At 67.6% G+C, this 22,765-nt stretch carries 18 protein-coding genes; 11 read left to right on the top strand and 7 right to left on the bottom strand.

Annotated elements, in window-relative coordinates; translation table 11 throughout:
• The first annotated feature begins 25 nt into the window (after window positions 1–25).
• Complete coding sequence (locus HNO51_RS17285) at window positions 26–1,183, top strand: MFS transporter (RefSeq protein WP_209537983.1); 1,158 nt, start codon at window positions 26–28, stop codon at window positions 1,181–1,183.
• Between the two features lie 9 nt (window positions 1,184–1,192).
• On the opposite strand, the gene HNO51_RS17290 is transcribed toward HNO51_RS17285, so the two are convergent.
• Both HNO51_RS17290 and HNO51_RS17295 read right to left on the bottom strand, forming a co-directional pair.
• The gene (locus HNO51_RS17290) at window positions 1,193–2,425 is read right to left on the bottom strand and encodes a DUF3422 domain-containing protein (protein WP_197448484.1); all 1,233 of its coding nucleotides are present in this window, start codon (window positions 2,423–2,425) and stop codon (window positions 1,193–1,195) included.
• Window positions 2,426–2,523: 98 nt separating this feature from the next.
• Window positions 2,524–3,441, bottom strand: coding sequence for an alpha/beta hydrolase (locus HNO51_RS17295; RefSeq protein ID WP_197448485.1), 918 nt, complete (start codon window positions 3,439–3,441; stop codon window positions 2,524–2,526).
• Between the two features lie 128 nt (window positions 3,442–3,569).
• Between HNO51_RS17295 and HNO51_RS17300 the strand changes: the two genes are divergently transcribed.
• Window positions 3,570–4,631 (top strand): acyltransferase family protein, encoded by a 1,062-nt coding sequence (locus HNO51_RS17300; RefSeq protein WP_209537984.1) that lies wholly within the window; start codon window positions 3,570–3,572, stop codon window positions 4,629–4,631.
• Window positions 4,632–4,737: 106 nt separating this feature from the next.
• Here the strand turns inward: HNO51_RS17300 and HNO51_RS17305 are convergent, their stop codons facing one another.
• Window positions 4,738–5,451 carry a DUF3581 family protein gene (locus tag HNO51_RS17305; protein ID WP_209537985.1) on the bottom strand — a complete coding sequence of 238 codons (714 nt, stop codon included), beginning with the start codon at window positions 5,449–5,451 and terminating at the stop codon, window positions 4,738–4,740.
• A gap of 456 nt (window positions 5,452–5,907) precedes the next feature.
• Here HNO51_RS17305 and HNO51_RS17310 point away from each other — a divergent pair, with 456 nt between their 5' ends.
• From HNO51_RS17310 to HNO51_RS17325, 4 genes are all read left to right on the top strand, one after another.
• A complete protein-coding gene (locus HNO51_RS17310; RefSeq protein ID WP_209537986.1) occupies window positions 5,908–6,342 on the top strand; it encodes a type 2 periplasmic-binding domain-containing protein in 435 nt (144 codons plus the stop codon).
• 73 nt (window positions 6,343–6,415) lie between these two features.
• The gene (locus HNO51_RS17315; RefSeq protein WP_234283715.1) at window positions 6,416–7,513 is read left to right on the top strand and encodes a hypothetical protein; all 1,098 of its coding nucleotides are present in this window, start codon (window positions 6,416–6,418) and stop codon (window positions 7,511–7,513) included.
• Window positions 7,514–7,558: 45 nt separating this feature from the next.
• On the top strand, window positions 7,559–10,393 hold the full coding sequence (locus HNO51_RS17320) for a bifunctional diguanylate cyclase/phosphodiesterase (protein WP_197448490.1): 2,835 nt from the start codon (window positions 7,559–7,561) through the stop codon (window positions 10,391–10,393).
• On the top strand, window positions 10,374–11,174 hold the full coding sequence (locus HNO51_RS17325; protein WP_197448491.1) for a PEP-CTERM/exosortase system-associated acyltransferase: 801 nt from the start codon (window positions 10,374–10,376) through the stop codon (window positions 11,172–11,174). Before HNO51_RS17320 ends, HNO51_RS17325 begins: the two co-directional genes overlap by 20 nt.
• On the opposite strand, the gene HNO51_RS17330 is transcribed toward HNO51_RS17325, so the two are convergent.
• The 3 genes from HNO51_RS17330 to HNO51_RS17340 are packed head-to-tail and all read right to left on the bottom strand — an operon-like array spanning window position 11,133 to window position 13,616.
• Window positions 11,133–12,275, bottom strand: coding sequence for a DUF3541 domain-containing protein (locus tag HNO51_RS17330; protein ID WP_209537987.1), 1,143 nt, complete (start codon window positions 12,273–12,275; stop codon window positions 11,133–11,135). The genes HNO51_RS17325 and HNO51_RS17330 overlap by 42 nt on opposite strands.
• The gene (locus tag HNO51_RS17335; RefSeq protein ID WP_197448493.1) at window positions 12,268–13,029 is read right to left on the bottom strand and encodes a trimeric intracellular cation channel family protein; all 762 of its coding nucleotides are present in this window, start codon (window positions 13,027–13,029) and stop codon (window positions 12,268–12,270) included. Before HNO51_RS17335 ends, HNO51_RS17330 begins: the two co-directional genes overlap by 8 nt.
• 17 nt (window positions 13,030–13,046) lie before the next feature.
• Window positions 13,047–13,616: a helix-turn-helix domain-containing protein gene (locus tag HNO51_RS17340; protein WP_197451100.1), complete on the bottom strand. Its 570-nt coding sequence runs from the start codon at window positions 13,614–13,616 to the stop codon at window positions 13,047–13,049.
• A 208-nt stretch (window positions 13,617–13,824) separates the two neighbouring features.
• On the opposite strand from HNO51_RS17340, the gene tdh reads away from it, so the two are divergent.
• The 5 genes from tdh (at window position 13,825) to ugpC (ending at window position 21,782) form a co-directional block, all read left to right on the top strand.
• Complete coding sequence (gene tdh, locus HNO51_RS17345; protein ID WP_209537988.1) at window positions 13,825–14,853, top strand: L-threonine 3-dehydrogenase; 1,029 nt, start codon at window positions 13,825–13,827, stop codon at window positions 14,851–14,853.
• Window position 14,854: 1 nt separating this feature from the next.
• Window positions 14,855–16,045, top strand: coding sequence for a glycine C-acetyltransferase (gene kbl, locus HNO51_RS17350; protein ID WP_197448495.1), 1,191 nt, complete (start codon window positions 14,855–14,857; stop codon window positions 16,043–16,045).
• Window positions 16,046–16,175: 130 nt separating this feature from the next.
• Entirely contained in the window at window positions 16,176–18,881 is a 2,706-nt protein-coding gene (gene malT, locus HNO51_RS17355) for an HTH-type transcriptional regulator MalT (protein ID WP_197448496.1), read from the top strand.
• A gap of 121 nt (window positions 18,882–19,002) precedes the next feature.
• A complete protein-coding gene (locus HNO51_RS17360) occupies window positions 19,003–20,679 on the top strand; it encodes an alpha-amylase family glycosyl hydrolase (RefSeq protein ID WP_209537989.1) in 1,677 nt (558 codons plus the stop codon).
• Window positions 20,667–21,782 (top strand): sn-glycerol-3-phosphate ABC transporter ATP-binding protein UgpC, encoded by a 1,116-nt coding sequence (gene ugpC, locus HNO51_RS17365; RefSeq protein ID WP_209537990.1) that lies wholly within the window; start codon window positions 20,667–20,669, stop codon window positions 21,780–21,782. The genes HNO51_RS17360 and ugpC overlap by 13 nt, the downstream gene beginning before the upstream one ends.
• An 81-nt stretch (window positions 21,783–21,863) precedes the next feature.
• Here ugpC and malG read toward each other — a convergent pair whose 3' ends face one another.
• Window positions 21,864–22,754, bottom strand: a complete 891-nt coding sequence (gene malG, locus HNO51_RS17370) for a maltose ABC transporter permease MalG (protein WP_209537991.1) — start codon at window positions 22,752–22,754, stop codon at window positions 21,864–21,866.
• Window positions 22,755–22,765: the final 11 nt, after the last annotated feature.

Raw genomic sequence — 22,765 nt, forward strand, 5'->3', positions numbered from 1 at the left:
CATTCCACTGCCCGCGGGAGACGGCATGACGCTGACGCTCGATCACGGAAGACGGGTCACCCTGACCTATTTCATCGCCTTCATCGCCATCGGCATGTGCGTCGGCCTGCTCGGGCCGACATTGCCTCATCTCGCCGGCATGACGGGGTCCGGCATGGGCCAGATCGCCATCCTGTTCACCGCCCGCGCGCTGGGCACCATGCTGGGTTCGGTGCTCTCCGGCGTACTGATCGATCGCTTCGACGGCCATCGCGTGCTGGCGGCGATGCTGCTGTTGCTCGCGGCCGGGCTCGCCGCCGTACCGTTCAGCCAGGCGCTGGTCCTGCTCACGGCCGTGATGTTCCTGCTCGGCCTGGCCGAGGTGTCGGTCAACGCCGGCGCCAACACGCTGCTGCTGTGGACCCACGGCCCGGCGTCGCCGCCCTGGATCAGCGCGCTGCACTTCTGCTTCGGCCTCGGCAACATGCTGATTCCACTGGTGCTGGTGGTGGTGCTGCGCCTGGGATTTTCCTTCGCCTGGGCGTTCTGGCTCGTCGCCCTGTACGTCATCGTTCTGCTGGTTCCGCTGCTGCGCCAGGCGAGCCCTCGCCCGCCCGACCTCACCGTCGGCCACCGCACGGCCCCACCGCCCCGGGATGGCTGGCGGCTGGCGATCTTCCTGCTGATGTTCGGCCTCTATGTGGGCATGGAGGTCACCTTCGCCGGCTGGATCACCGCCTATGGCGTGCTCGGCGGCATGGCGCCGGCCGATGCCGCCCTGCTGGTGACCCTGTTCTGGCTGACGCTGTCGGCCGGGCGCCTGGTGGCCATTCCGCTGGTCCGCCGGCTGTCGCCGTGGATGGTGCTGCGCGGCTGCCTCGGGCTCGGCCTGTTCAGCACGCTGGCGCTACACGTGCAGTGGCTACCGCTGCCACTCGTCGCCCTGCTGTTCGGCCTCGCCGCCTCGGCGATCTTTCCTACCCTGTTCGGCTTGAGCAACCAGTTGATGTTGGCCAACGGGCGCACCACCGGCTGGATCTTCCTGGCCTGCGGGATCGGCGGCATGGCGGTTCCCTCGCTGACCGGGCCGTTGCTGGAGCGCGCCGGAACGGCCGCCTTTCCCCTGCTGCTTGTCGTCCTGGTCGGCCTGCTGATCCTGGGGCTCGTCCTGCTGCGCGCCCGGGTACGACTGGCGAGCCGCTGAAGCTGCCGTTCAGTGCTGCTTCACCCGCCAGATGCGCCAGGCCAGCAGGCCGATGATCAGGCCGCCCAGCGGTCCCAGGACGGCCGCCGCGGTGTGGGGCGGGATGACGATGCCCAGCGCCTCCAGGCTCTCCAGCCCCAGCTTGAACAGGCTGAAGATGTAGTAGCTGATGACGATGATCGACAGCCCTTCCACCGCCTTCTGGATCTTGAGCTGGCTGCTGGCCCGCTCGTTGAGGCTGCCCAGGATGCTCGAGTTCTGCTCCTCGATCTCCACTTGGGCACGGGTACGCAGCAGGTCGTTGAGGCGCGCGGCGCTCTCGGCCAGGCTCTGCTGGCGCTGGTGGATGGCGGCACAGTAGTGCACCGTGGGCCGGAAGCGTCGCAGCAGGAAGGTGCCGAGGCGTGGACAGTGATCGACCCGCGCCTCCCGAAGCTCCTCGATGCGCGAGAAGACGATGCGCGCGTAGGCTTCGGTGGCGCTGAAGCGCTGGCGTGAGCGGGTGCCGCTGCGCTCCAGCCGGGCCGAGAGCTGCGACAGGGCCGTCAGCAGCGGCCGCGGGTTGGCGTCCTCCTGCTCGGCATTGCGATCGGACAGCTCGCCCAGCTCCAGCTCGTAGGCCTGCAGTTCGAGGGCCAGCTCCTTGGCCAGGGGCAGCGCCAGTGAGGCCATCATGCGGTAGGTCTCGATCTCCAGCAGGCGGCGCACCATCCGCCCGAGCCGGAAGGCATTGAGCCCATGGTTGAGCAGCAGCAGGCGGGTATAGCCCCCCGCATCGAGGCGAAAGTCGCCCCAGGTCGTGGCGTCGCCACCGCCCACCTGGGAGCCGGCCGGGTCGGTGAACCCGTACGCCTCGGTGCTGCCGCGCCAGGTATCGTCGCCTTCCACCAGCACCAGGGTGGCATTGATCAGGGCATCGCGCTGGGACTCGGCCACCTGCCCCAGCCACGCCGGCGGCGGCGCCCAGGATTCGACGCCCGCCCCTTTCGGCACCATCACGGTGAGCGTCGAGAATTCGGTGTGCCGCTCCCATTTCAGCACCTTGCCGTCGAGCGTGACGATCTGCTGGACCGCCTCGGTGTCGAAGGCGAGCCCGGTCGCCTCGCTCAGGTGCACCAGCAGGTCGGCATGGCCCTGGGCATCGGCCAGGAAGGCATAGTGGTAGAGGTGCGCCGGCTCGGTGAAGTAGATCGAGGGTCGAGCGTGCAGTTCGTTGTGCAGACGTTCGCGTTGTGGGTGCATTTCAGGGGCCCGGAAGAAGTCGAGCCTTGAGACTAAGGTCTACAGGGCGCGACGCCAACCCCGCTTTCGACTCCCCCTGTCACGTCGCTTGGTAGTACTCACTCGTCGAGAGCGGCCTGTTCTGCCGCAGCGGCCTCCTCGGTGAGCGTTTCGAGCGGCACCGGCCCCTGCAGGAAACGCCCGATCCAGCTCAGGGCGCTGGGCAGGCTGGCACGCCAGACGCGCCAGGTGTGTCCCCCGCGGAGCACCTCCATGACCACCAGGTCGGGCTGATGCGGCACCAGCGCCTGGCGTACGAGTCGCGCATGGTGCTCTGCATGGTAGACGTCGCGATCGCCGGCACTCAGGTAGAGCGGCACGATCACCTCTCGCTCCAGGTAGGCGTCCAGATGGGCGGTGTAGTTGCGGCGATGCCACAGCGCCTCGTCGAAGTTGCCCGCCTCGTCGAGGAAGGCGGGGTGGCGCCAGGCGGAGGAGTTCCGCGGCGGCAGCGGACGATAGCTGGCCGGGCTGAGGGCCGCCGCGGCGGCAAACAGATCCGGACGCTCGAGCACGAAGTTGAGGGTGCCGTAGCCCCCCGCGGAGAGCCCGGCGATGGCGCGCCATTCGCGCTGGGGCACGACCCGCCAGGTCTCCTCGACGTTGGGCATGAACTCCTCGAGGAAGGCCGAGCGCGCCGCCTCGTTGTGGCCGTCGATCCACCAGCTCTCGCTGCCGGGCATGACGATGACCGCCGGCGGCATGTGGCCCTCGCGGATCATGCGGTCGGCGGCCTGTTCGATCCCGCCGCTCTCGACCCAGTCCCTTTCGCTGCCGAACGAACCGTGCAGCAGGTAGAGAATCGGGTAGGCCTGGTTCGTCTCGTGATAGCCGTCCGGCAGGTACAGGGCGTAGTGATAGTCACGCCCCAGAATCTCCGAGGCGAAGCGATGATAGGTGATCTCGCCGGCCCGCGGCTTCTCTCCCCACAGCAGCGCAAGGCCCAGCACGGCGGCAATCGCATGCTTGAATGTCATTGGCACGGGTCTCCTTGTGCCGAGTTCTTCGTAAGACGCTAAGCCCGTTAAGGAATTTTTCCGTCTCGTCATGGTCCGACAGCTTATCGAGGGTCGATGTTCCGGGCACCAAGGATGGCTAGACGTTCATGAAGCGGATCGAAGAAATCTACTGGCTGCGCTTCTACGGCTGCCTGGCCGTGTTCGGCTACCATTTCCTCGACCGCCTGAACCAGTACCTCGACAACGTCTACGTCGACCTGGCGCGCATCCCCACCGTACTCGGCACGCCCATCTTCATCTTCATCTCGATCTTCCTGTTCTCGGCCCGCTACGGCGATCGCCCTCCTCCCGGCTTCCTGGTCAAGCGCCTGCAATACGTCATGGTGCCGTATGTGGTCTACGGGCTGATCTACGCCCTGACCAAGTACGCCAACCTGCGTCGGGAAGGCGTGCCGGCCGGCCTCGTCGATACCCTCATCGAATACCTCCTCTATGCCGGCTGGCACGGTTATTTCCTGATCATCGCCATGCAGTTCTACGCCTTCTACTGGCTCTATTCCCGCTATGGCCTGGAGCGCTGGCTACCGCCCGGCCCTTGGCTGGTCCTCGGCAGTCTCATCGGCATCGCCTACTGGGGCCTGACCCGCCACTACGACATCGAACCGCCAGGCTACCTGCTCTGGATCGCTCCACTCGGCTGGATCTACCTGTTCTTCCTGGCCATGCTGGTGGTGCGCAACTACCCTCGGCTCACCCCCGAGCGCCTGGCGGAGGTCCCCTGGCTCAAGTGGCTGTCGCAGCCGGCGCTCCTGCTGGGCTTCGTCGCCGCGATCGTGCTGCTGACCCTGCGCGGCGACCTGGAGTACTCCTCCAAGGAGACCTGGGTCGTGCCGTTCTTCGTGCTGTTCACGCTCTACGCCGTCACGCGGCTGCGCCACGTGCGCGCCACCCCGCTGGTCAAGTTCATCAACCGCTACTCCTTCGGTATCTATCTGGCGCACCCCATGTTCTTCGCCTTGGTCGATTTCGCCCATGAGTTCGTCCCCTTCTCGCTGCTCCTCTATTCGCTGCTGCTGATCGTGGTGGGCATGGCCGGTTCCATTGCGTTCAACCGGGTCGTCAACAGCCTGCCCTGGGGCGGCATGCTCTTCGGCAAGACCCTGTACGTACCGGGAGCGCGGCACGGCGCGGCCACTCAGGCGCGCTAGCCGCCTGCCGGATTCGACCGTGCGCGAGGAGGGGGATGCGCGCCGCCCAGGCAGGCCCAAGCGCGGAAGGAAGAGAGGGCAGCGCCCTGCCAGGTCGGGGCCCGGCTTAGCCGGCGCTCTCGTAGGCCGACTTCAAGCGATAGAATTCGGCCACGATGTCGTCCATGGCGGCGGGGTCGTAGTCACTCAGGCCGCTGACGACCAGTTTCTTCGAACCGCTCCCGACCGGCTGGCCACGGTCGGTGATGCGAAATTCCAGCCTGACGTCACCGCGCTTGCCGATCACCTCGAGGCTCGAGTCGACCAGTTCGAGAGAGGGCGCGACCAGGTCGAGCCGGTCGAGCGAAAACCCCATGCTGTCGTAGATCACCAGCGGGCGCTTAGGATTGAACATCACGCCTCGGGCCTCGAGCAGCGGCTTGAGAACATGAGGGAAGTTCTTCCCCGAGAAGGCCACGTAGCAGCGTGTGAAGGCTTCGATGGCGGTGACATCGAGGTTGGTATCGCCCTTTCGATCCACTTCGAGGTACTGCTTGCCCTCCTCGTCCCTGACCACGAGCAGTCCCGCTTCGTTCTCCGCCAGGCTCAACGCGACCCCGTCGCCGACCATGCTGCGGAAACGAAAATCCATGTGCAGGGAAAGACCGAACCGACTCAGCACCAGGGCGAACAGCAGGTCACCGGGAACGCAGAAGCGTCGGGCTCCCGCATCATGGATGGGGTTGAAGTCTCCGGCGACACGCTTGGCGAAGTCGCTGGCCTGCTGCGCGGAGATGCGGAAGCCCGCGCCCACTGGCGTATGGTAAGGGTCGAGAAACATTCGTGTTCAGGCCTGTCCTTGGTTGGAATAGCTCGAGTTGGCGATAATGCCATTTTTTCCCGCGGCGCGGCCACACCGGGCCGGGAGGCGTCGTCTCGACGACCACGGAATCCCCTGGGCCGCCCGCCGCACCGAAGCATAACCCCTTGAATTCATGCTACCGTCTGAGCGGAACATGGTTGACGCCAGCGTCGCTGGCCGCCTTGCCCGTACTCGTCATTCTTGTGATATACGTATATCGTACAACAACGCTTGGCGGCTTCAGTGCGATACGGGATCATCCGCTGACATGGCGCAACGAACACGGCCGCTCCAGCACAGTAAGGGATCGGGGGATAACATTATCGATACGCGCAGGAAGTCCTGGCCAGCCATCGTCTCCGCTGCGCCAGGCATGGGAGCCGTTTCTTCGGGTCGAGCGGGTTCGCTGCCGCCATACCTCCGGGAAGTTGGCGCGTGGCTGGATTGACACGCTGGCTGCTATTGTCGCTGGTGCTGGCATTGCTACCCTTGCCCGTGCAGGCCAATGAGCGTCAGATCGTCCTGATCGCCCATCCGAATGTGGCCGACACCGTGCTGACCCGAGATACCACCCGGGCAATCTTTGCCATGCGCCAGCGCAGTTGGCCCGATGGCCAGGCCGTACGGGTCTTCGTGCTGCCCAGTTCCCATCCCGTCCACGCACGCTTCGCCAAGGAGCGTCTTACCGTTTACCCCCATCAGCTGCAGTTGGCCTGGGATCGCATGGTGTTCTCGGGGACCGGCCAGGCGCCCAGCCAGGTCGACAGCCAAACAGAGATGCTGGAACGCGTCGCCACCACGCCTGGCGCCCTTGGGTATCTGGAAAGGGAGTATCTGGATGAGAGAGTCCAAATCATTACCATGGAGTAGATGCCGCCGTTCACGCCCCGCGTTCGTGGCGCTGGCTCTCGCCTGGGCTCCCATGGCCGCGGCGGATGGCGTCATGGACACCCTGCAGGTACACGGTTTTCTCAGCCAGGCGCTCGTCATCACCGATGACAACGATTTCTTCGGCCCCAGCAGCAGCGGCGAGGGCAGTCTCAAGTACACCGAGATCGGCGCCAATGCCTCGTTCCGGCCCCGCCATGACGTGCTCGTGGCCGCCCAGGTGCTGAGCAGGCGCGCCGGCGGCGACGGCAGCGATGCCCGCCCGGCCCTCGACTACGGCGTGATCGATTATCAGCCTTACTCCGATCAGCAGCGCACGCTGGGCATCCAGTTGGGGCGCTTCAAGAACCCCTTCGGCTTCTACAACCAGACCCGGGACGTCGCCTTCACCCGCCCCAGCATACTGCTACCCCAGTCGATCTACTTCGACCGCACCCGTTCGCTCGGCCTGTCCGCCGATGGCGTCAGCCTGTATGCCGAGGAGCGCATGCAGCACGGCACGCTGCGCTTCACGGGCGGCGTCGGCACCCCCACCACGCGCGACCTGGACAGCCAGCTCTATCCTGCCCATCTGGGCATGGACGTGAGCGGCAGCACATCCTCCATTGCCCAGTTGCGCTACGAGCACGCGGGGGGGCGTTTCACCGCCGCCCTCAGCGCCGCGGACGTCAACCTGGACCTGGGGCTCGGCCCGCACGAGGGGGAGCTCAACTTCCAGCCCTGGATTCTCTCGCTGCAGTACGACAAGGAGCGCTGGGCGGTGACGGGCGAGTTCGCCCTGCGCCAGGTATCTACGACCGATACCGGCCCCCTGCCCGGCTCCGAGGTCACCGGCGAAAGCTGGTATGTCCAGTATACCCGGCGCTTCTTCGACGACTGGCAGTGGCTGGTGCGCTACGACAGCCTGGTGAGCGATCGTGACGACCGCTCGGGCCGAGCCTACGAAGCCCAGGGGCGCGGTCCCGCCCATGCCCGCTATGCCGACGATCTCACTTTCGGGCTGCAGTGGCGGGTCAATCCCCGCGTGCTGGTGGCCGCCGAATACCACCACATCGACGGCACCGGCTGGCTGCCGCTACGCGATGAGCCTGACCCTGCCGACACCCAGCGGAGCTGGAACATGGTCCTTTTTCAACTTTCCTTGCGTTTCTGATAGACAGGCACACTTCTCTTCAAGCATCGGCCAGGGACTGCCAGCATGAGCGCTTCCTCCTCCCAAGCACCGCATTCTCGACTGAGCCTGACCTGGCGAGTGCTTGCTCTGAGCAGCCTGCTGCTGCTGGTGCTGGCGGGGCTGTTCACCTGGCTCGGCCACGCCAACCTGACCCGCCAGTTCGAAGAGAGCCGCAGGGAGAGCAACCAGCGCGAGGCGCGCGAGATCCAGCTCGCCCTGCAGCGTTCCGAGGCAAGCCTGCAGCAGATCGCGGCGCTGACCGCCGCGTCCCCCGACCTCGGGCCGGCGCTGGCGAACGGCGCGCAGGCGGAACTGATCGGTTCTCTCTCGTCCCAGTGGCCCACGCTACAGCTCGAGGCCGGTATCGACGAGATCCTGGTGTTCGACGCCCGAGGCCGCCAGCTGGCCGAATGGGGCGAAGCCCAGGCCGACAGGGAGCGCCCCGTACAGGATTGGGTACGTCAGGTCATGGAGACCGAGTACCCGCTCTCGGCGCTGCGCTGCGCCAACGATTGCCGGCAATACGCCGCCGTGCCCATCCTGGTCGCGGGCGAGAGCGTCGGCATGGTGGTATTGTCGCGCTCGCTTGCCGACGTGACCCGTCAGGCCCAGCAGGTCTCCGGCAGCGACGTCGCCCTGCTGATCACCGGCGCGCAGGAGGCGGAGGTAGCCTCGGAGCGCTACCTGACGAGCTGGAACGGCCATTTGGCCGCGCTGACCCACACGAGCGAATACCTGCCATTGCTGCGCAAGGCGGCGCAGATGGCCATGCTCAGCGACATTCTGGCCACGCCGCTGCGCCTGCAGCACGACGGTCGCGCCTACGAGCTGTCCGTGGTACGCATGGAGGCCGACGACAGCCGGCGCAGCACCGGCTTCTTTCTCCTGGCGGCGGACATTACCGCCCAGATCCGGGCCATCCAGCAGAACACGCGCAACCTGCTGCTGGTCGGCATCGGCGGCTGGCTGGCGGCCGAGCTGCTGCTGCTGGCCATCCTGCTTCGCCCGATGGCAAGATTGCGCCGGCTGGCCGGTGTCCTGCCGGCCCTCGCCCACGGCGGCTTCGCCGAGGCCCGCAGCGCCATTCCCGTACCCCGCAGCCGTTTCGAAGACGAGATCGACGTGCTGGAAGGCACCACGCTGGCGCTCTCCGATCAGCTGGAAACGCTGGAACGCGAGGTCACGGCCCGTGGGCTCCAGCTTGCCGAGCGGGTGGAGGAGCTGGCCCGTGAGCGCGATTTCGTTGGCAGCCTGCTGGATACCGCGCGCGTCTTCATCGTCACCCAGGACGATCAAGGACGCATTACGCTGGTCAACGATTACGCGCTCACGACCCTGGCCATGCAGGAGGAGCGCCTGCTGGGCCGGGGGTTCGACGACGTCTTCACCCCGCGCAGCGACAACGACCCCGTCGACATCCCACAGGAGGAGCGCAGCCTGGTGACGGCGGATGGGCGGCAACGGACCATCGCCTGGTACCATGCGCCGCTGGCATCACACAGCGACTCCCGTGCGGCCCGGATCTCGGTCGGGCTCGACATCACCGAGCGCAAGCTGGCCGAAGCGCGCCTCACCTGGCTGGCCGAGCGCGACCCCCTGACGGAGCTCTACAACCGGCGCTACTTCCAGGAGGCACTGGGCCAGGTCATGCGCCGAGGCCGCTGCGGTGCCGTGCTGCTGCTCGATCTCGACCACTTCAAGGACGTCAACGAGCTCAGCGGACACCACACCGGCGACCGGCTCCTGCGCATGGTGGCGGATACGCTGTTCCAGGAGTTCGGCCACCACGGCGTCATCGCACGCCTGGGGGGCGACGAGTTCGCGATGCTGCTGGAGGGGGCCGATACTCGGCGAGCCATCAGCATTGCCAAGCAGATCACCCCGCTGCTCGACAATACCGGCCTGGATGCCGGTGGCCAGCGTCACCGGGCCACCTCGAGCCTCGGCATCGCCCTGTTCCCGGCGCATGGCGACAACCCCGCCGACCTGATGGCCAACGCCGACCTGGCCATGTACAAGGCCAAGGAGAGCAGCTCCCAGCGCTGGCATCTGCTTTCGACCCTCGAGCGCGCCAAGGACGAGCTGCAGGAGCGGGTCTACTGGGTGGAACGGATTCGCCAGGCCATCGACGAGGAGGGTTTCGAGTTGATGGTGCAGCCGATCGTACGGCTGAGCGACGGCGACGTGCGTCACTACGAAGTGCTGCTGCGCATGCGCGGCCCCAAGGGGGCACTCATCTCCCCGGCACACTTCATCCCGGTGGCGGAGCGCAGCGGCCAGATCGTGCAGATCGACCGCTGGGTACTGCGCCAGAGCCTGCGCGCCCTGAGCCGCGTCCAGGCCCAGGGCATCAGCCTGGCCGTCAACCTGTCGGGCCAGACCCTGCACGACGAGGGGCTCAAGCAATTCCTCATGGCAGAGCTGGCGGCTACCGGCGCGGACCCGCACCACCTGATCCTCGAGATCACCGAGACAGCGGCCATCACCGATTTCTCCAGCGCTCGCGGGGTGCTCCAGGCCCTGCGCGACCTGGGCTGCCGCACCGCCCTCGACGACTTCGGGGTCGGCTTCAGCAGCTTCCATTACCTCGGCGAACTGCCCGTCGACTTCATCAAGATCGATGGCGCCTTCATTCGCACCCTGAACACGAACGCGGACAGCCAGGTCATCGTCAAGGCCATTGCCGACATTGCGGCAGGCTTCGGCAAGCTGGCCATCGCCGAGTTCGTCGATCAGGAGGTACTGATACCACTCTTGACTTCCTACGGCATCTCTTACGGCCAGGGCTACCATCTTGGTCGTCCCACCCCTCTGGCTGAGGCCATTCCGGGAGTTTCACATGGAGACACCACGTCATAAGGCAGCTACCAGCGAACGTGACGTGCCCCAGGGTGACCGGGTGCGCGAGTTCGTCGAGCAATACCGCTTCATCATCGCTCACAGCCGGGAGAGCCGTTACCGGGCTTACGCCTTGCGCCACAAGGTCTTTCGCGAGGAACTCGAGTACACCCTGGGGGACGACGTCGACACTCCCTTCGAGAAGGACGCCCACGACAAGCACTCGATCCTCTGCCTGCTTCACCATGTCGGGAGCGATCGCGATGCAGGCTGTCTCAGGGTGGTCCTGCCCATCGACAACGACGGCCAGCCAAGGACGCTGCCGCTGGAGGAGAGCTGCGCCCACGGCCTGACCCACCCACGGCTGCATCCGGACCGGTTCGAGCGTAGCTCGCTCTGCGAGGTCTCGCGTCTGGCCGTGCACCCCGACTTCCGCCGCACGCGGGAGTGTGCCCTGGGGCTACGCGAACAGGACCTGCAGCCGCTCGAAGAGAATCGCCTGCCTCCTCCCTCCCCGTTGGTGACACTGAGCCTGTTCCTGGCCGCCACCGCCATCGTCGGCCTGTCGGGCAGGCGCCATGTCTTCTCCATGATGGAGCCACGCTTCGCCCGGCTGCTGAAGATCTCGGGGCTGGCGTTTCGACAAGTCGGCGACGTGATCGATTACTGCGGCCCCCGGGCGGCCTACTACATCGACCAGCACCAGGCCGAACGGGATCTGCAGTCCAGCCTGCGGCCGCTCTATCGCCACATCAGGACGTCACTGGCACCGCAAGTGGAGCGGACCAGCCCGTTCGTCTAGCGAGGGGCACGCCCGGCGCAGCGCGGCGGCGCCCGATCGCACGCCTGCCGACAGGTCAGGCCCGGGATGCAGCCGGCCCGGCCAGGTGAGCACCATCAGCGCCAGGACGTTGCGGTGCTCGCCACGCGCCAGGTCGGTCTCGCCCCGCGGTGACGGGATGATGCCGGCCCGCGGGTCGACCGCCTCTGCCAGGCGTTGGCGAATTCGGGCCACGACGGGGTGCCCCTCGTTGCCCGTCAGCAGGAAGACCAGCGCCACCTCGGCCTGAATGTCCTCGGTGGCCTGGTCGAGAATACGCTCGATCTCGGCGGCCAGGGCCTCGAGGATCCAGGCATGTCGCGCTGCCGGCACCCAGCGCTGGTAGTAACGGCTGTCGGCGATCACGATGTGCGTCATCCCGTAGAGCCGGTTGCGGTAGTCCGCCTGCTCCAGATCCGCCACCGATTGCGCGGGGAAAACGGAGAGAAACGCCTCGCGCACTGCCGGACGCAGGTCGACGACCTCCAGCTGGTGGAGGAACCAGGCCTGGTTCGCCACCTGGGCGGTGTACAGGCGCACGACCTCGGGATCGGTCAGGAACCGCTGCCACGCCAGGCTGCCCAGGTAGTCGAGCGCGCGCTGATGGTCGGGTATCGCTTCCAGCAGCCCATAGTAGTCCGCCTGGACCAGACGAAAGAGCAGCTGGCGGGCGAACGCGATCTCGCCCCACTCCGCCAGCATCACCTGCCTGGCGCGCTGCTTGGCGGTACGCTGGGGATAATCCGCCACGATCTGCCGGGCGCGGGCCGCCGCGAACCCCGGCCGCTCGAGCCCGGCGATGTCGCGTTCGAGCTGAACCAGCAGCCGCCGCCCGTGGGCCTCGAGAGGGGGCAGGTAGCGTGGCTCGCCGCTGATGCGGTAGAGCCGCTGGGCATAGTGGCGCTGCTTGTCGAGGGGGAGCTGCGGCAGGGCCGCCTCGTAGACGGCCTGGATCGCCTGGCCGCTGGCCCGGTACGCGTCGGTCGGCGACGATGCCTCGAGGGCGCAGCCCGCCAGCCACGCCACCAGCAGCAGCACCGGCCAACGCCCCGGTGACAGGCGATGCAGGACGCCTTCAACCATGTTTCTTGCGCCGCCGGCGGGGCGAGATCATGCGTACCCTCACCTTGGGGCGTGTCGACGCCGGCTTGTCCTGCGTGGCGCTCACCGTATCCGCCACGGACTCGCCGTTGCTCGGCGGCGCCGCGACCGGCGGAGGAATGACTACCCAGGCGAACACCGGCAGTGCCAGCCCCCAGTGAATGGCCGCCAGGCGCAAGCCCAGCGTCACCGCCAGCGCCAGGCCGATGGCAACCCCGGCCGGCACGGCCAGCGCTCCCAGCCCCACATAGACGATGCCGCCGGCGATGGAGGCGGTGGCATACACCTCCTCGCGCAGCACCATCGGCACGCGCCGCGCCAGCACGTCGCGCACCATGCCGCCGGCCACACCGGTCAGCAGGCCCATCAGTACCGCCACCACCCCGGGCGCCTCCAACTGCAGCGCCTTGTGTGCCCCGATCACCGTGAACAGCGCCAGGCCGAAGGCATCGGCCACCGGCAGGAATACGCGGGAGAGGCGATGAATGTAGTGAAAGCCGACGATGGAGAGCCCCACGGTGGCCAGGATCACCCACAGGTAGGTGGGGTCGGCGACCCAGAATACCGGCCGCACGCCGAGCACCAGGTCGCGCAGGGTGCCGCCGCCGATACCGGTGACCGCCGCCAGCACCAGCATGCCGAACGGATCCATCCGCGAGCGGCAGGCCAGTATCACGCCCGAGAGGGCGAAGACGATGACGCCCGCCATGTCCAGCCAGTACACCAGCCCCGTCAAGTCGGTCTCCCCTGTGCTTATTGGTAGGTCACGACGAGAAAGCTCACCAGCTCCTCCTCGCCGCCATTCTCGATGATGTGCTCGAGGTCGGCATGATAGTGGGCCGAATCGCCGGGATCGAGCTCGCAGCGATTCTCCCCGGCCACCACCCGTGCCCGCCCCTGGGTCACGGTCAGCAGTTCGCGGGTACCCTCGAAATGGGCGGCACTCTGCAGCCTTGCCCCGGGTGCCAGGCGGATCTCGTAGAACTCGACGTTCTTCTCCATGTGCAGCGGCGAGAGCGTGCGGATGCGGCAGTCGCGGTCGTCGCGAAACAGCTGGCTGGCATCGTTGCCACGCACCACTTCGATACGCGAGGCCGTCCAGGGCTGATCCACCAGGTCGCCAATGTTCATGCCGAACGCCTGGGCGATACGCAGCGTGACCGCCAGGGTCGGATTGGCCTTGCCGCGCTCGATCTGGCTCAGCATCGAGCGGCTGACCCCCGAGGCCGCCGCCAGCTGCTCCAGGGTCAGCCCGCGCCGCTTGCGCAGTTCGATCACGCGGCTGGCAAGGCTGCCGGCTTCCGTTTGTGCTTCGTCTGACATCGTGGTGTCACTCACTTCGCATTTGCCCTATACCCAAGACAATAGGTCTCGGCGATCGCCATCCATTATCCAGGAAAAAATTCTTGCAAGAAGGACTAGTTCTGCAATACTGGAATTCGTTCTCTCATACTAAACCCAACGTGGCGAATTGCCAGCAACGCTCGCTCCTCCGCCTGAATCCTCCAACCACAAGTCAGGAAGGCAGAACATGAAAGCGCTGATCAAGAAGGAGGCGACACCCGGCCTCTGGATGGACGAAGTGCCCGACCCACAGGTCGGCATCAACGACGTGCTGATCAAGGTGAAGCGCACCGCCATCTGCGGTACCGACGTGCACATCTACAATTGGGACAGTTGGGCGCAGAAGACCATTCCGGTACCCATGGTAGTGGGCCACGAGTTCGTCGGCGAGATCGTCGAGGTCGGCTCCAACGTCAACGACTTCCACCCCGGGCAGATCGTCTCCGGCGAGGGCCACGTGGTGTGCGGGCGCTGCCGCAACTGCCTGGCCGGGCGCCGCCACCTATGCGCCCACACCAGCGGCGTAGGGGTCAACCGTCCCGGCGCCTTCGCCGAGTACGTGGCGTTGCCGATGTCCAACGTGTGGGAGCACAAGCCCGGCATCGACCTCGACGTGGCCGCCATCTTCGACCCTCTGGGCAACGCCGTGCACACCGCGCTGCAGTACGACCTGCTCGGCGAGGACGTGCTGATCACCGGCGCCGGGCCGATCGGCGCCATGGCCGCGGCGGTATGCCGCCATGCCGGGGCACGCCACGTGGTGGTCACCGATCTCAATCCGGGCCGCCTGGAGCTGGCCAGGCGGCTGGGTGCCACCCGCACCGTGGACGTACGCCACGAGACCCTGGCCGACGTGCAGCGCGAGCTCGGCCTCACCGAAGGCTTCGACGTGGGCCTGGAGATGTCCGGCAGCCCTGCCGCCTTCCGCGACATGCTGGCCAACATGTGCCACGGCGGCAAGGTGGCGATGCTCGGCATTCCTACCGAGGAGATGGCGATCGACTGGAACACGGTGATCTTCAACATGCTGACGCTGAAGGGCATCTACGGCCGCGAGATGTACGAGACCTGGTACAAGATGTCGGTGATGGTCGACTCCGGCCTCGACGTCTCGCCGGTGATCACCCACCGCCTGCCCTATAGCGAATTCCAGCGCGGTTTCGACGCCATGCTCAGCGGCGAAGCGAGCAAGGTCGTCCTCAACTGGGAGACATGACATGTACGGAGCCTTCAAGCAGCACCTGCGCGGCGAGCTCGACGCCATTCGCCAGGCCGGGCTGTACAAGCACGAGCGCCAGCTGACCACGCCCCAGGGGGCCCATGTCGGCCTCAATGCCGGCACCGAGGTGCTCAATTTGTGCGCCAACAACTACCTGGGCCTGGCCCAGCACCCCGAGGTCAACGCCGCCGCCAAGGCGGGCCTGGAAGCGTGGGGCTACGGACTCGCCTCGGTGCGTTTCATCTGCGGCACCCAGACCCTGCACAAGCAGCTCGAACAGCGCCTCACCGACTTCCTCGGTACCGAGGACACCATCCTCTACCCCTCCTGCTTCGACGCCAACGGCGGGCTGTTCGAGACCCTGCTCGGGGCCGAGGACGCGGTGATCTCCGACGAGCTCAACCACGCCAGCATCATCGACGGCGTGCGCCTGTGCAAGGCCCGGCGCTACCGCTACCGCAACAACGACATGGCCGACCTCGAAGCGCAGTTGAAAGCCGCCGACCGCGACGGCGCGCGCTTCAAGCTGATCACCAGCGACGGCGTGTTCTCCATGGACGGCTATATCGCCCGGCTCGACGAGATCTGCGACCTGGCCGAGCGCTACGGGGCCCTCGTGCACTTCGACGACTGCCACGCCACTGGCTTTCTCGGCGAAGGCGGCCGCGGCACCCACGAGTACCGCGGCTGCATGGACCGCATCGACATCACCACCGGTACCCTGGGCAAGGCGCTGGGCGGCGCCAGCGGGGGCTATACCAGCGGCAAGCGCGAGATCGTCGAGCTGCTGCGCCAGCGCTCGCGCCCGTACCTGTTCTCCAACACCGTGGCGCCGCCGGTGGTCGCCGGCGCGCTGAAGGCCATCGAGCTGGCCGCCGAGTCCCGCGAGCTGCGCGACCGTCTAACCGAGAACACCGCCTTCTTCCGCGAAGGCCTCGAGCGGCTCGGCTTCGAGCTGCTGCCGGGCGAGCACCCCATCGTGCCGGTGATGCTGCACGATGCGGGGCTTGCCGCCCGCTTCGCCGAAGAGATGCTCAAGGAAGGCGTCTACGTGATCGCCTTCTCCTACCCGGTGGTGCCCCAGGGCAAGGCGCGCATCCGTACCCAGATGTCCGCCGCGCTGAGCCGCGACGACCTGGAGTTCGCCCTGGCCGCCTTCGGCCGGGTCAAGGCGCGCCTGGGGCTGTGATGGGCGCTGTCTGAACGCCGCGCCGCTTCGGCTCTAACGGCGCGGCGTCTACGCCCTTGGTCGTAGGCGCACCAAACGCAGTGGGCTCGCAGGCATACTGGCTGAATCGTTACAGATGGGTGCGGTCGCCATGCCTCTGCTCCAGGAAAAGCTCAGCCCGCCAGCCGTGCCGACCACCGTCATTGCTCGGGAGCGGCTCAATGATCGCTTCGCACTGACCGAGCGGGTGCGCCTGCTGGTGGTTCAGGCGCCACCCGGCTACGGCAAGAGCACCCTGCTGGCCGAACGCCTGCCTCCCCTGGAGCAACCGGCGACCTGGCTGCGACTGGATGCGCGCGACGACGACCCCGAGCGCTTCGCCGCCTACTTCCACGCGGCCTTGGCCCAGCTCTGCCAACGGCTCGCCCTCTCGCTGACGCTGCCCCCGTCGAACGGACTGCACGCCGCCATGGAGGCGTGGCTCGCCGCCCTGCCGCGCGAGGCCCCGCCCGGTCGGCTGGTGCTCGACGACTTCCACCATCTGCGCCATCCGCAGATCCTCGAGGCCCTGCGCCACTGGCTCGACCATCAGCCTCCCTGGCTCACTCTCACCCTGGCGTCACGCACCCGCCCGGCGCTCGGCCTGGCCGGGCTGCGGCTGCGCGGCGAGCTGGAGGAGATCGGCCCGGCCGAACTGGCCTTCGAGCATGAGGAGGCGCAGACGCTGTGCGCCGAGCAGCTCAGTTACCCACCCACACGCGTGAGCCTGGAGCGCGCCCTGCGCCGCACCGAGGGATGGCCGCTGGCGCTGGCCTGGCTGATCGAGCGCACCACCACGCGGGCCGCCTTCGACAGCCTGCTCGAGCGTCTCGATGGCGCCCATCCCGACTTCGCCGCCTGGTTCGACGAGCTGCTCGAGGGAAGCCTCGCTGAGGCAGACCGCCGGTTGCTGCTCCAGCTCGGCGTGCTGGAACGTTTCTCGCCGACCCTGGTGGCGAGGCTGCTGGAAGGGGAGCGGCTCTCCCAGCGGCTGGAGACGCTCGAACAGGGCGGCCTGTTCCTCACGCGAGTCGACCCCCACTCGCAATGGTTTCGCTTTCATCCGCTGTTCGCCGGCTATCTGCGTCACCGCCGTCACGAGCTCAGCTTGACCACCCAGCGCGAACTGCACCAGCGCGCCAGCACCGCCTGGCTGCGCCTGGGCAACCCCGCCCTGGCACTGGCGCAGATCATCGAGGCCGAAGCGCCCGAGGCGCTGGCCGAACTGCTCGAGCAGGAGGGCCCAACGCTGCTCGCCAACGGCCACTTCGCGCTGCTGGCCCGCGGACTCGCCGCCCTCGGCGACACTCGCCTCGTCGACTCGCCGCGGCTGACCCTGCTGCATGGCTGGGCCTCCCACGCCCAGTACCACTTCGACCGCACCCGCCAGGCGATCGATTGGATCGAGGCACAGCTCGAGGCCCCCGAATGGAATGAACTCGGCGCCGAGTTCGCCACCCTGCGCGCCCAGCTGGCGATCAACGAGGGCGATGCCGAACGCGCCGCCCCGCTGGCCGAGCTGGCCCTGACCCTGCCGCCTCGCTACCTGGCCAGCACGCCGCTCACCGCCGCGGCCATTCTCGCCGAGGCGCGCTTCGTCCAGGGAGAGCTGGCCGAATCGCTCGAGCGGACCCGCAAGGTGGAGCACGAAGCGGCGCGCCTCGGCGACGAGCAGCGCCGGCTGTGGGCGCTGTGCCACCAGTCCGAGACGCTGGTGGCACAGGGGCGCCTGCAGGCCGCCTACGACGTGCAGGAGCGCGCCATGGCCTACGTCGAGCGCAGCGGCCTGGAGCGTCTGCCGGTGGCGGAATTCCTCTATCGCATTCGCAGCCAGCTGCTGTGGGAGTGGCAGCGGCTCGACGAATCGGAGCAGGCGGCGCTGAAGGGCATCGAGGTGCTCGATACCCAGGGCGAGCGCTGGACCCTGCAGTGCCATGTCAGCCTGGCCAAGGTGGCCCTGTCGCGGGGCGACAAGGCCCAGTGCGCCGACTACGTTCGCCGCCTGCGGACGATTCTGGTCCAGGGCGACTACCACATCGACTGGCAGGCCAACGCCCATGCCACCCTGCTCGTCTGGTGGCAGGCCAACGGCGACCTCGACGCCGTGGCCCGGTGGCTGCAGGAGGCACCGCCCGGCGACCCGGCACGGGCCAGCAACCATTTCGCCCAATGCAACCTGCGCAACCACGCGCGGGCGCTGACCCTGCTCGGCCGCTTCGACGAGGCCGAGGCGCTGCTCATGGCGCTGGAGCGCCAGACCGAGCGGCTGGGGCTGGCCACCGACGCCAACCGCAACCGCCTGTGCCTGGCGGCCCTGGCCTGGCAGCGCGAGCGCCACGACGAAGCCTTGGGCCACCTGCGCCAGGCACTGGCGCTTGCCACCCGCACCGCACTCGCCGGCAGTTTCCTGCGCCTGGGGCGAGCACTGCCCGAGATGCTCGTGCCGCTGCTCAAAGACAACGGCCTCGACCCGCTGGCCAGGAGCCACGCCGAGCGGCTGCTCGAGCTCGCCCGCCGCCAGCGCGAGTTCGGCCGCGCCGTGCGCCTGCTGCTCGACGACTCGGTGATCGAGGACATCGTCGCCCGTCCCGACGTGCCGGAGCTGATCCGCACCTCACCGCTGACCCGCCGCGAATGGCAGATCCTCGGCCTGATCCATGCCGGGCTCTCCAACGAGCAGATCGCCGATCAGCTCTCGGTGGCACCCACCACGGTCAAGACCCATATCCGCAGCCTCTACCAGAAGCAGCACATCCGCCGCCGTGAGGAAGCCATTGCGCTGGCCGGCGAGCTGCTCTCGCGCATCCAGGGGGAGTGACCTTCGACCTCCTCCCCCCTCCTACGCCTCACTCCCCCCGGGGGTAGAGGATTCCCTCCAGCGAGCCCGGCATCACCATCGCCCCTACGATTTCCCGTATGGCAAGCGACAAGGACAACGCATGAACGCACAGCAGATCTACGGCCGGCAGGGCCAGGAGTGGTGGCGCGGCGCGGTGATCTACCAGATCTACCCGCGCAGCTTCATGGACAGCAACGGCGACGGCATCGGCGACCTGCCGGGCATCATCGACAAGCTCGACTACATCGCCTCGCTGAACGTCGACGCCATCTGGCTCTCGCCCTTCTTCACCTCGCCGATGAAGGATTTCGGCTACGACGTCGCCGACTATCGCGGCGTCGACCCCATGTTCGGCACCCTGGCGGACTTCGACCGTCTGGTGGAGGCCGCCCATGCCCGCGGGCTCAAGGTCACCATCGACCAGGTACTCTCACACACCTCCGACCAGCACCCCTGGTTCACCGAGAGTCGCGCCAGCCGCGACACCCCCAAGGCCGATTGGTACGTATGGGCCGAGGCCAGGGCCGACGGCTCGCCGCCCACCAACTGGCAGTCGGTCTTCGGCGGCAGCGCCTGGCAGTGGGATACCCGCCGCTGCCAGTATTACCTGCACAACTTCCTGGTCAGCCAGCCGGACCTCAACTTCCGCAACCCCGAGGTGGTCGAGGCGATCCTCGACGAGGTGCGCTTCTGGCTCGACCGTGGCGTCGACGGCTTCCGCCTCGACGCGATCAACTTCTGCACCCATGGCGAGCTTCGGGACAATCCGCCCCGCCACGAGGCGGTGGAGAGCTTCCTCGGCACGCGGCCGGACAACCCCTACGGCTTCCAGCAGCACCTGTACGACAAGACCCAGCCCGAGAACCTGGCCTTCCTCGAGCGGCTGCGCGCCCTGCTCGACGAGTACCCCGGCACCACCAGCGTCGGCGAGGTGGGCGACGACGACTCGCTCAACGTGATGGCGGCCTATACCCAGGGCGGCAACCGCCTGCACATGGCCTACTCCTTCGACCTGCTCGGCGAACGTCACGACCCCGAGTTCCTGCACCGGACGATGACCGCCATGGAGGCACGCATCGGCGACGGCTGGCCGTGCTGGGCGCTGGGCAACCACGACGTGCCCCGGGTCGCCACGCGCTGGCGCGCCGAAGACGATACGGCCCGGCTGCGCCTCTACCTGGCCTTCCTGCTGACCCAGCGCGGCAGCGTCTGCCTCTACCAGGGCGAAGAGCTGGGCCTGCCCGAGGCCGAGCTGACCCTCGAGCAGCTGGCCGATCCGGCCGGCATCACCTTCTGGCCGGCCTACAAGGGTCGCGACGGTTGCCGCACGCCGCAGCCTTGGTGCGCCGACACCCGCCACGGTGACTTCTCCCGGGGCGAGCCCTGGCTGCCGGTACCCGACGAGCACCTGGGCCTGGCCATGGGCCGGCAGGACGACGACCCCGACTCGCTGCTCAACGCCTACCGCGCCTTCCTCGCCTTCCGCCGCGAGCACGTGGCGCTGGTGAAGGGCGATGTGCACTACCATCCGCTGCGCGAGGAGGTACTCTGCCTGGAACGCCGCCATCCCGGGCGGGCGCCGAGCGAACGGCTGCTGGTGGCGCTCAATTTCAGCGCCAAGCCACGCAGTCTGCCCGCACCGCGCGAGGCGAGCCCGCTCGAGGATGCCCCGGCGCTGGTCAACGGCCGCTGGCAAGCGGGCCGACTGCACCTGCCCCCCTATGGTGTCGCCATCGCCCGCTGTCCGGCCGGCGAGGAGGTCGCATGGGACGTCTGACGCTCGCCGGCATCGGCAAGGACTACGCGGGGGTCGAGGTCTCCCGCGACATCGACCTGACCATCGAGGACGGCGAGTTCGTCGTCTTCGTCGGGCCCTCCGGCTGCGGCAAGTCGACCCTGCTGCGCATGATCGCCGGGCTCGAGGAGATCAGCCACGGCGAGATGCGCCTCGATGGCGAGCGCATCAACGAGGTGCCGCCCCAGGAGCGCGACATCGGCATGGTGTTCCAGTCCTACGCGCTCTACCCGCACATGAGCGTGGCCGAGAACATGGCTTTCGGCCTCAAGCTGGCGCGCACCGACAAGGCCGAGATCCGGCGCCGGGTGGAGCACGCCGCCGGAATGCTGCACCTGGGCGAGCTGCTCGAACGCAAGCCCAAGGAACTCTCCGGTGGCCAGCGCCAGCGGGTGGCCATCGGCCGCACCCTGGTCAAGGAGCCGGCGGTATTCCTGTTCGACGAACCGCTCTCCAACCTCGATGCCGCCCTGCGCGTCGACATGCGCGTGCAGATCGCCGAGCTGCACCGGCGCCTGGGCGCCACCATGATCTACGTGACCCACGACCAGACCGAGGCGATGACACTGGCCGACCGCATCGTCCTACTGGCCGGCGGCCGCATCGCCCAGGTCGGCGCGCCGCTCGCGCTCTACCACTACCCGGCCACGCTGGAAGTGGCGCGCTTCATCGGCTCGCCGCGCATCAACACCCTGCCGGTGACGATCCTCGACCCCGGCCGGCAGCGCACCGCGGTGCGCCTGCCCAACGGCGAGACGCTGGCCGTGGCGGTGGATGGCGCTCGCCTGAAGGCCGGCGACAGTGCCACCCTGGCGGTGCGCGCCGAAGACTTCGTCGCCCCGACCGACGCCGAGGCGCGTCTCGCCGCGCGACTGCTGGTAGCCGAGAAGCTCGGCTACGAGACCCTCGCTCACCTGCGCGTGGAAGGTGTCGGCGAGACCCTGACCCAGCGCCTCGACGGTCTGGCCCACCTGGAGGATGGCCAGCGCATCGAGTTGGGCCTCTCGGGCGAGCGCTGCCACCTGTTCGGAGCCGACGGCACGGCCTGCCCGCGGCAGGTGCGGATACCCGGCGTGACCCACTAGCTTCCGCGGTTACCAACGACGCCCCGATCTCGCCAGAGATCGGGGCGTCTTGCTAGGAACGCAGCCAGTATTGGCTTGTCGTCAGCCCTTCACCCCGCCCGCCGTCAGTCCGCCGATGATCCAGCGCTGGCAGACCAGGAAGGCCACGGTGATGGGCAGGCCGGAGAGCACCGCCGCGGCGGCGAAGTTGCCCCAGCGCTGGTTATGATCGGCGAGGTACTGCTGGGCGCCCACCGCCAGCGTCAGCTTGTGCTCGTCGACCAGCAGCACCGAGGCCATGGGGTACTCCATGATGCTCATGACGAAGGCGAGGATGAACACCACCATCAGGATCGGTCGCGACAGCGGCAGAAGGATGTAGCGGAACGCCTGCCAGGTGCTGGCGCCGTCGACCATGGCGGCCTCCTCCAGCGAGCCGTCGATCGATTCGAAGTAGCCCTTGATGGTCCAGATATGCAGCGCCACCGCCCCCAGCGAGGCGACGATCAGCGCGCCATGGGTGTTGATGCCGAGCCAGCCGACGAACTGCCCCAGGCGGTCGAACAGGGCGTAGAGCGCCACCAGCGACAGCACCGCCGGGAACATCTGAAAGATCAGCATGCCCTTGAGGATCGGCCCCTTGCCGGCGAAGCGCATGCGGGCAAAGGCGTAGGCGCTGGTGGTGGAGAGCAGCACGATCAGCAGCGACGACACCAGCGCCACCTTGATCGAGTTCCACAGCCACAGCAACACCGGAAACGGCGGCTGCACCACGCTGCCGTCGGCACGCTCCCAGGGGATGCCCAGCGCCAGCGACCAGTGCTCCAGCGAGAAGTTCTCGGGAATCAGGCTGCCGCTGGCGAAGTTGCCCTCGCGAAACGAGATCGAGATCACCAGCAGCAGCGGGAACAGGATCAGCACCAGAAAGCCGCACAGGCTGAGATGGGCCGCCAGCTTGCGCCAGCGAAGGGTACGCGGTTGAACCATGGCCATGACGATTCTCC

Source organism: Billgrantia sulfidoxydans (assembly GCF_017868775.1).
Classification (GTDB): Bacteria; Pseudomonadota; Gammaproteobacteria; order Pseudomonadales; family Halomonadaceae; genus Halomonas; species Halomonas sulfidoxydans.

Coding starts and splice junctions, on each gene's coding strand:
- HNO51_RS17325 (WP_197448491.1), top strand. CDS start 10,374: ATGGAGACACCACGTCATAAGGCAGCTACCAGCGAACGTGACGTGCCC.
- tdh (WP_209537988.1), top strand. CDS start 13,825: ATGAAAGCGCTGATCAAGAAGGAGGCGACACCCGGCCTCTGGATGGAC.
- HNO51_RS17290 (WP_197448484.1), bottom strand. CDS start 2,425: ATGCACCCACAACGCGAACGTCTGCACAACGAACTGCACGCTCGACCC.
- malG (WP_209537991.1), bottom strand. CDS start 22,754: ATGGCCATGGTTCAACCGCGTACCCTTCGCTGGCGCAAGCTGGCGGCC.
- HNO51_RS17300 (WP_209537984.1), top strand. CDS start 3,570: ATGAAGCGGATCGAAGAAATCTACTGGCTGCGCTTCTACGGCTGCCTG.
- HNO51_RS17360 (WP_209537989.1), top strand. CDS start 19,003: ATGAACGCACAGCAGATCTACGGCCGGCAGGGCCAGGAGTGGTGGCGC.
- kbl (WP_197448495.1), top strand. CDS start 14,855: ATGTACGGAGCCTTCAAGCAGCACCTGCGCGGCGAGCTCGACGCCATT.
- malT (WP_197448496.1), top strand. CDS start 16,176: ATGCCTCTGCTCCAGGAAAAGCTCAGCCCGCCAGCCGTGCCGACCACC.
- HNO51_RS17315 (WP_234283715.1), top strand. CDS start 6,416: ATGGACACCCTGCAGGTACACGGTTTTCTCAGCCAGGCGCTCGTCATC.
- ugpC (WP_209537990.1), top strand. CDS start 20,667: ATGGGACGTCTGACGCTCGCCGGCATCGGCAAGGACTACGCGGGGGTC.
- HNO51_RS17330 (WP_209537987.1), bottom strand. CDS start 12,275: ATGGTTGAAGGCGTCCTGCATCGCCTGTCACCGGGGCGTTGGCCGGTG.
- HNO51_RS17305 (WP_209537985.1), bottom strand. CDS start 5,451: ATGTTTCTCGACCCTTACCATACGCCAGTGGGCGCGGGCTTCCGCATC.
- HNO51_RS17340 (WP_197451100.1), bottom strand. CDS start 13,616: ATGTCAGACGAAGCACAAACGGAAGCCGGCAGCCTTGCCAGCCGCGTG.
- HNO51_RS17285 (WP_209537983.1), top strand. CDS start 26: ATGACGCTGACGCTCGATCACGGAAGACGGGTCACCCTGACCTATTTC.
- HNO51_RS17295 (WP_197448485.1), bottom strand. CDS start 3,441: ATGACATTCAAGCATGCGATTGCCGCCGTGCTGGGCCTTGCGCTGCTG.
- HNO51_RS17320 (WP_197448490.1), top strand. CDS start 7,559: ATGAGCGCTTCCTCCTCCCAAGCACCGCATTCTCGACTGAGCCTGACC.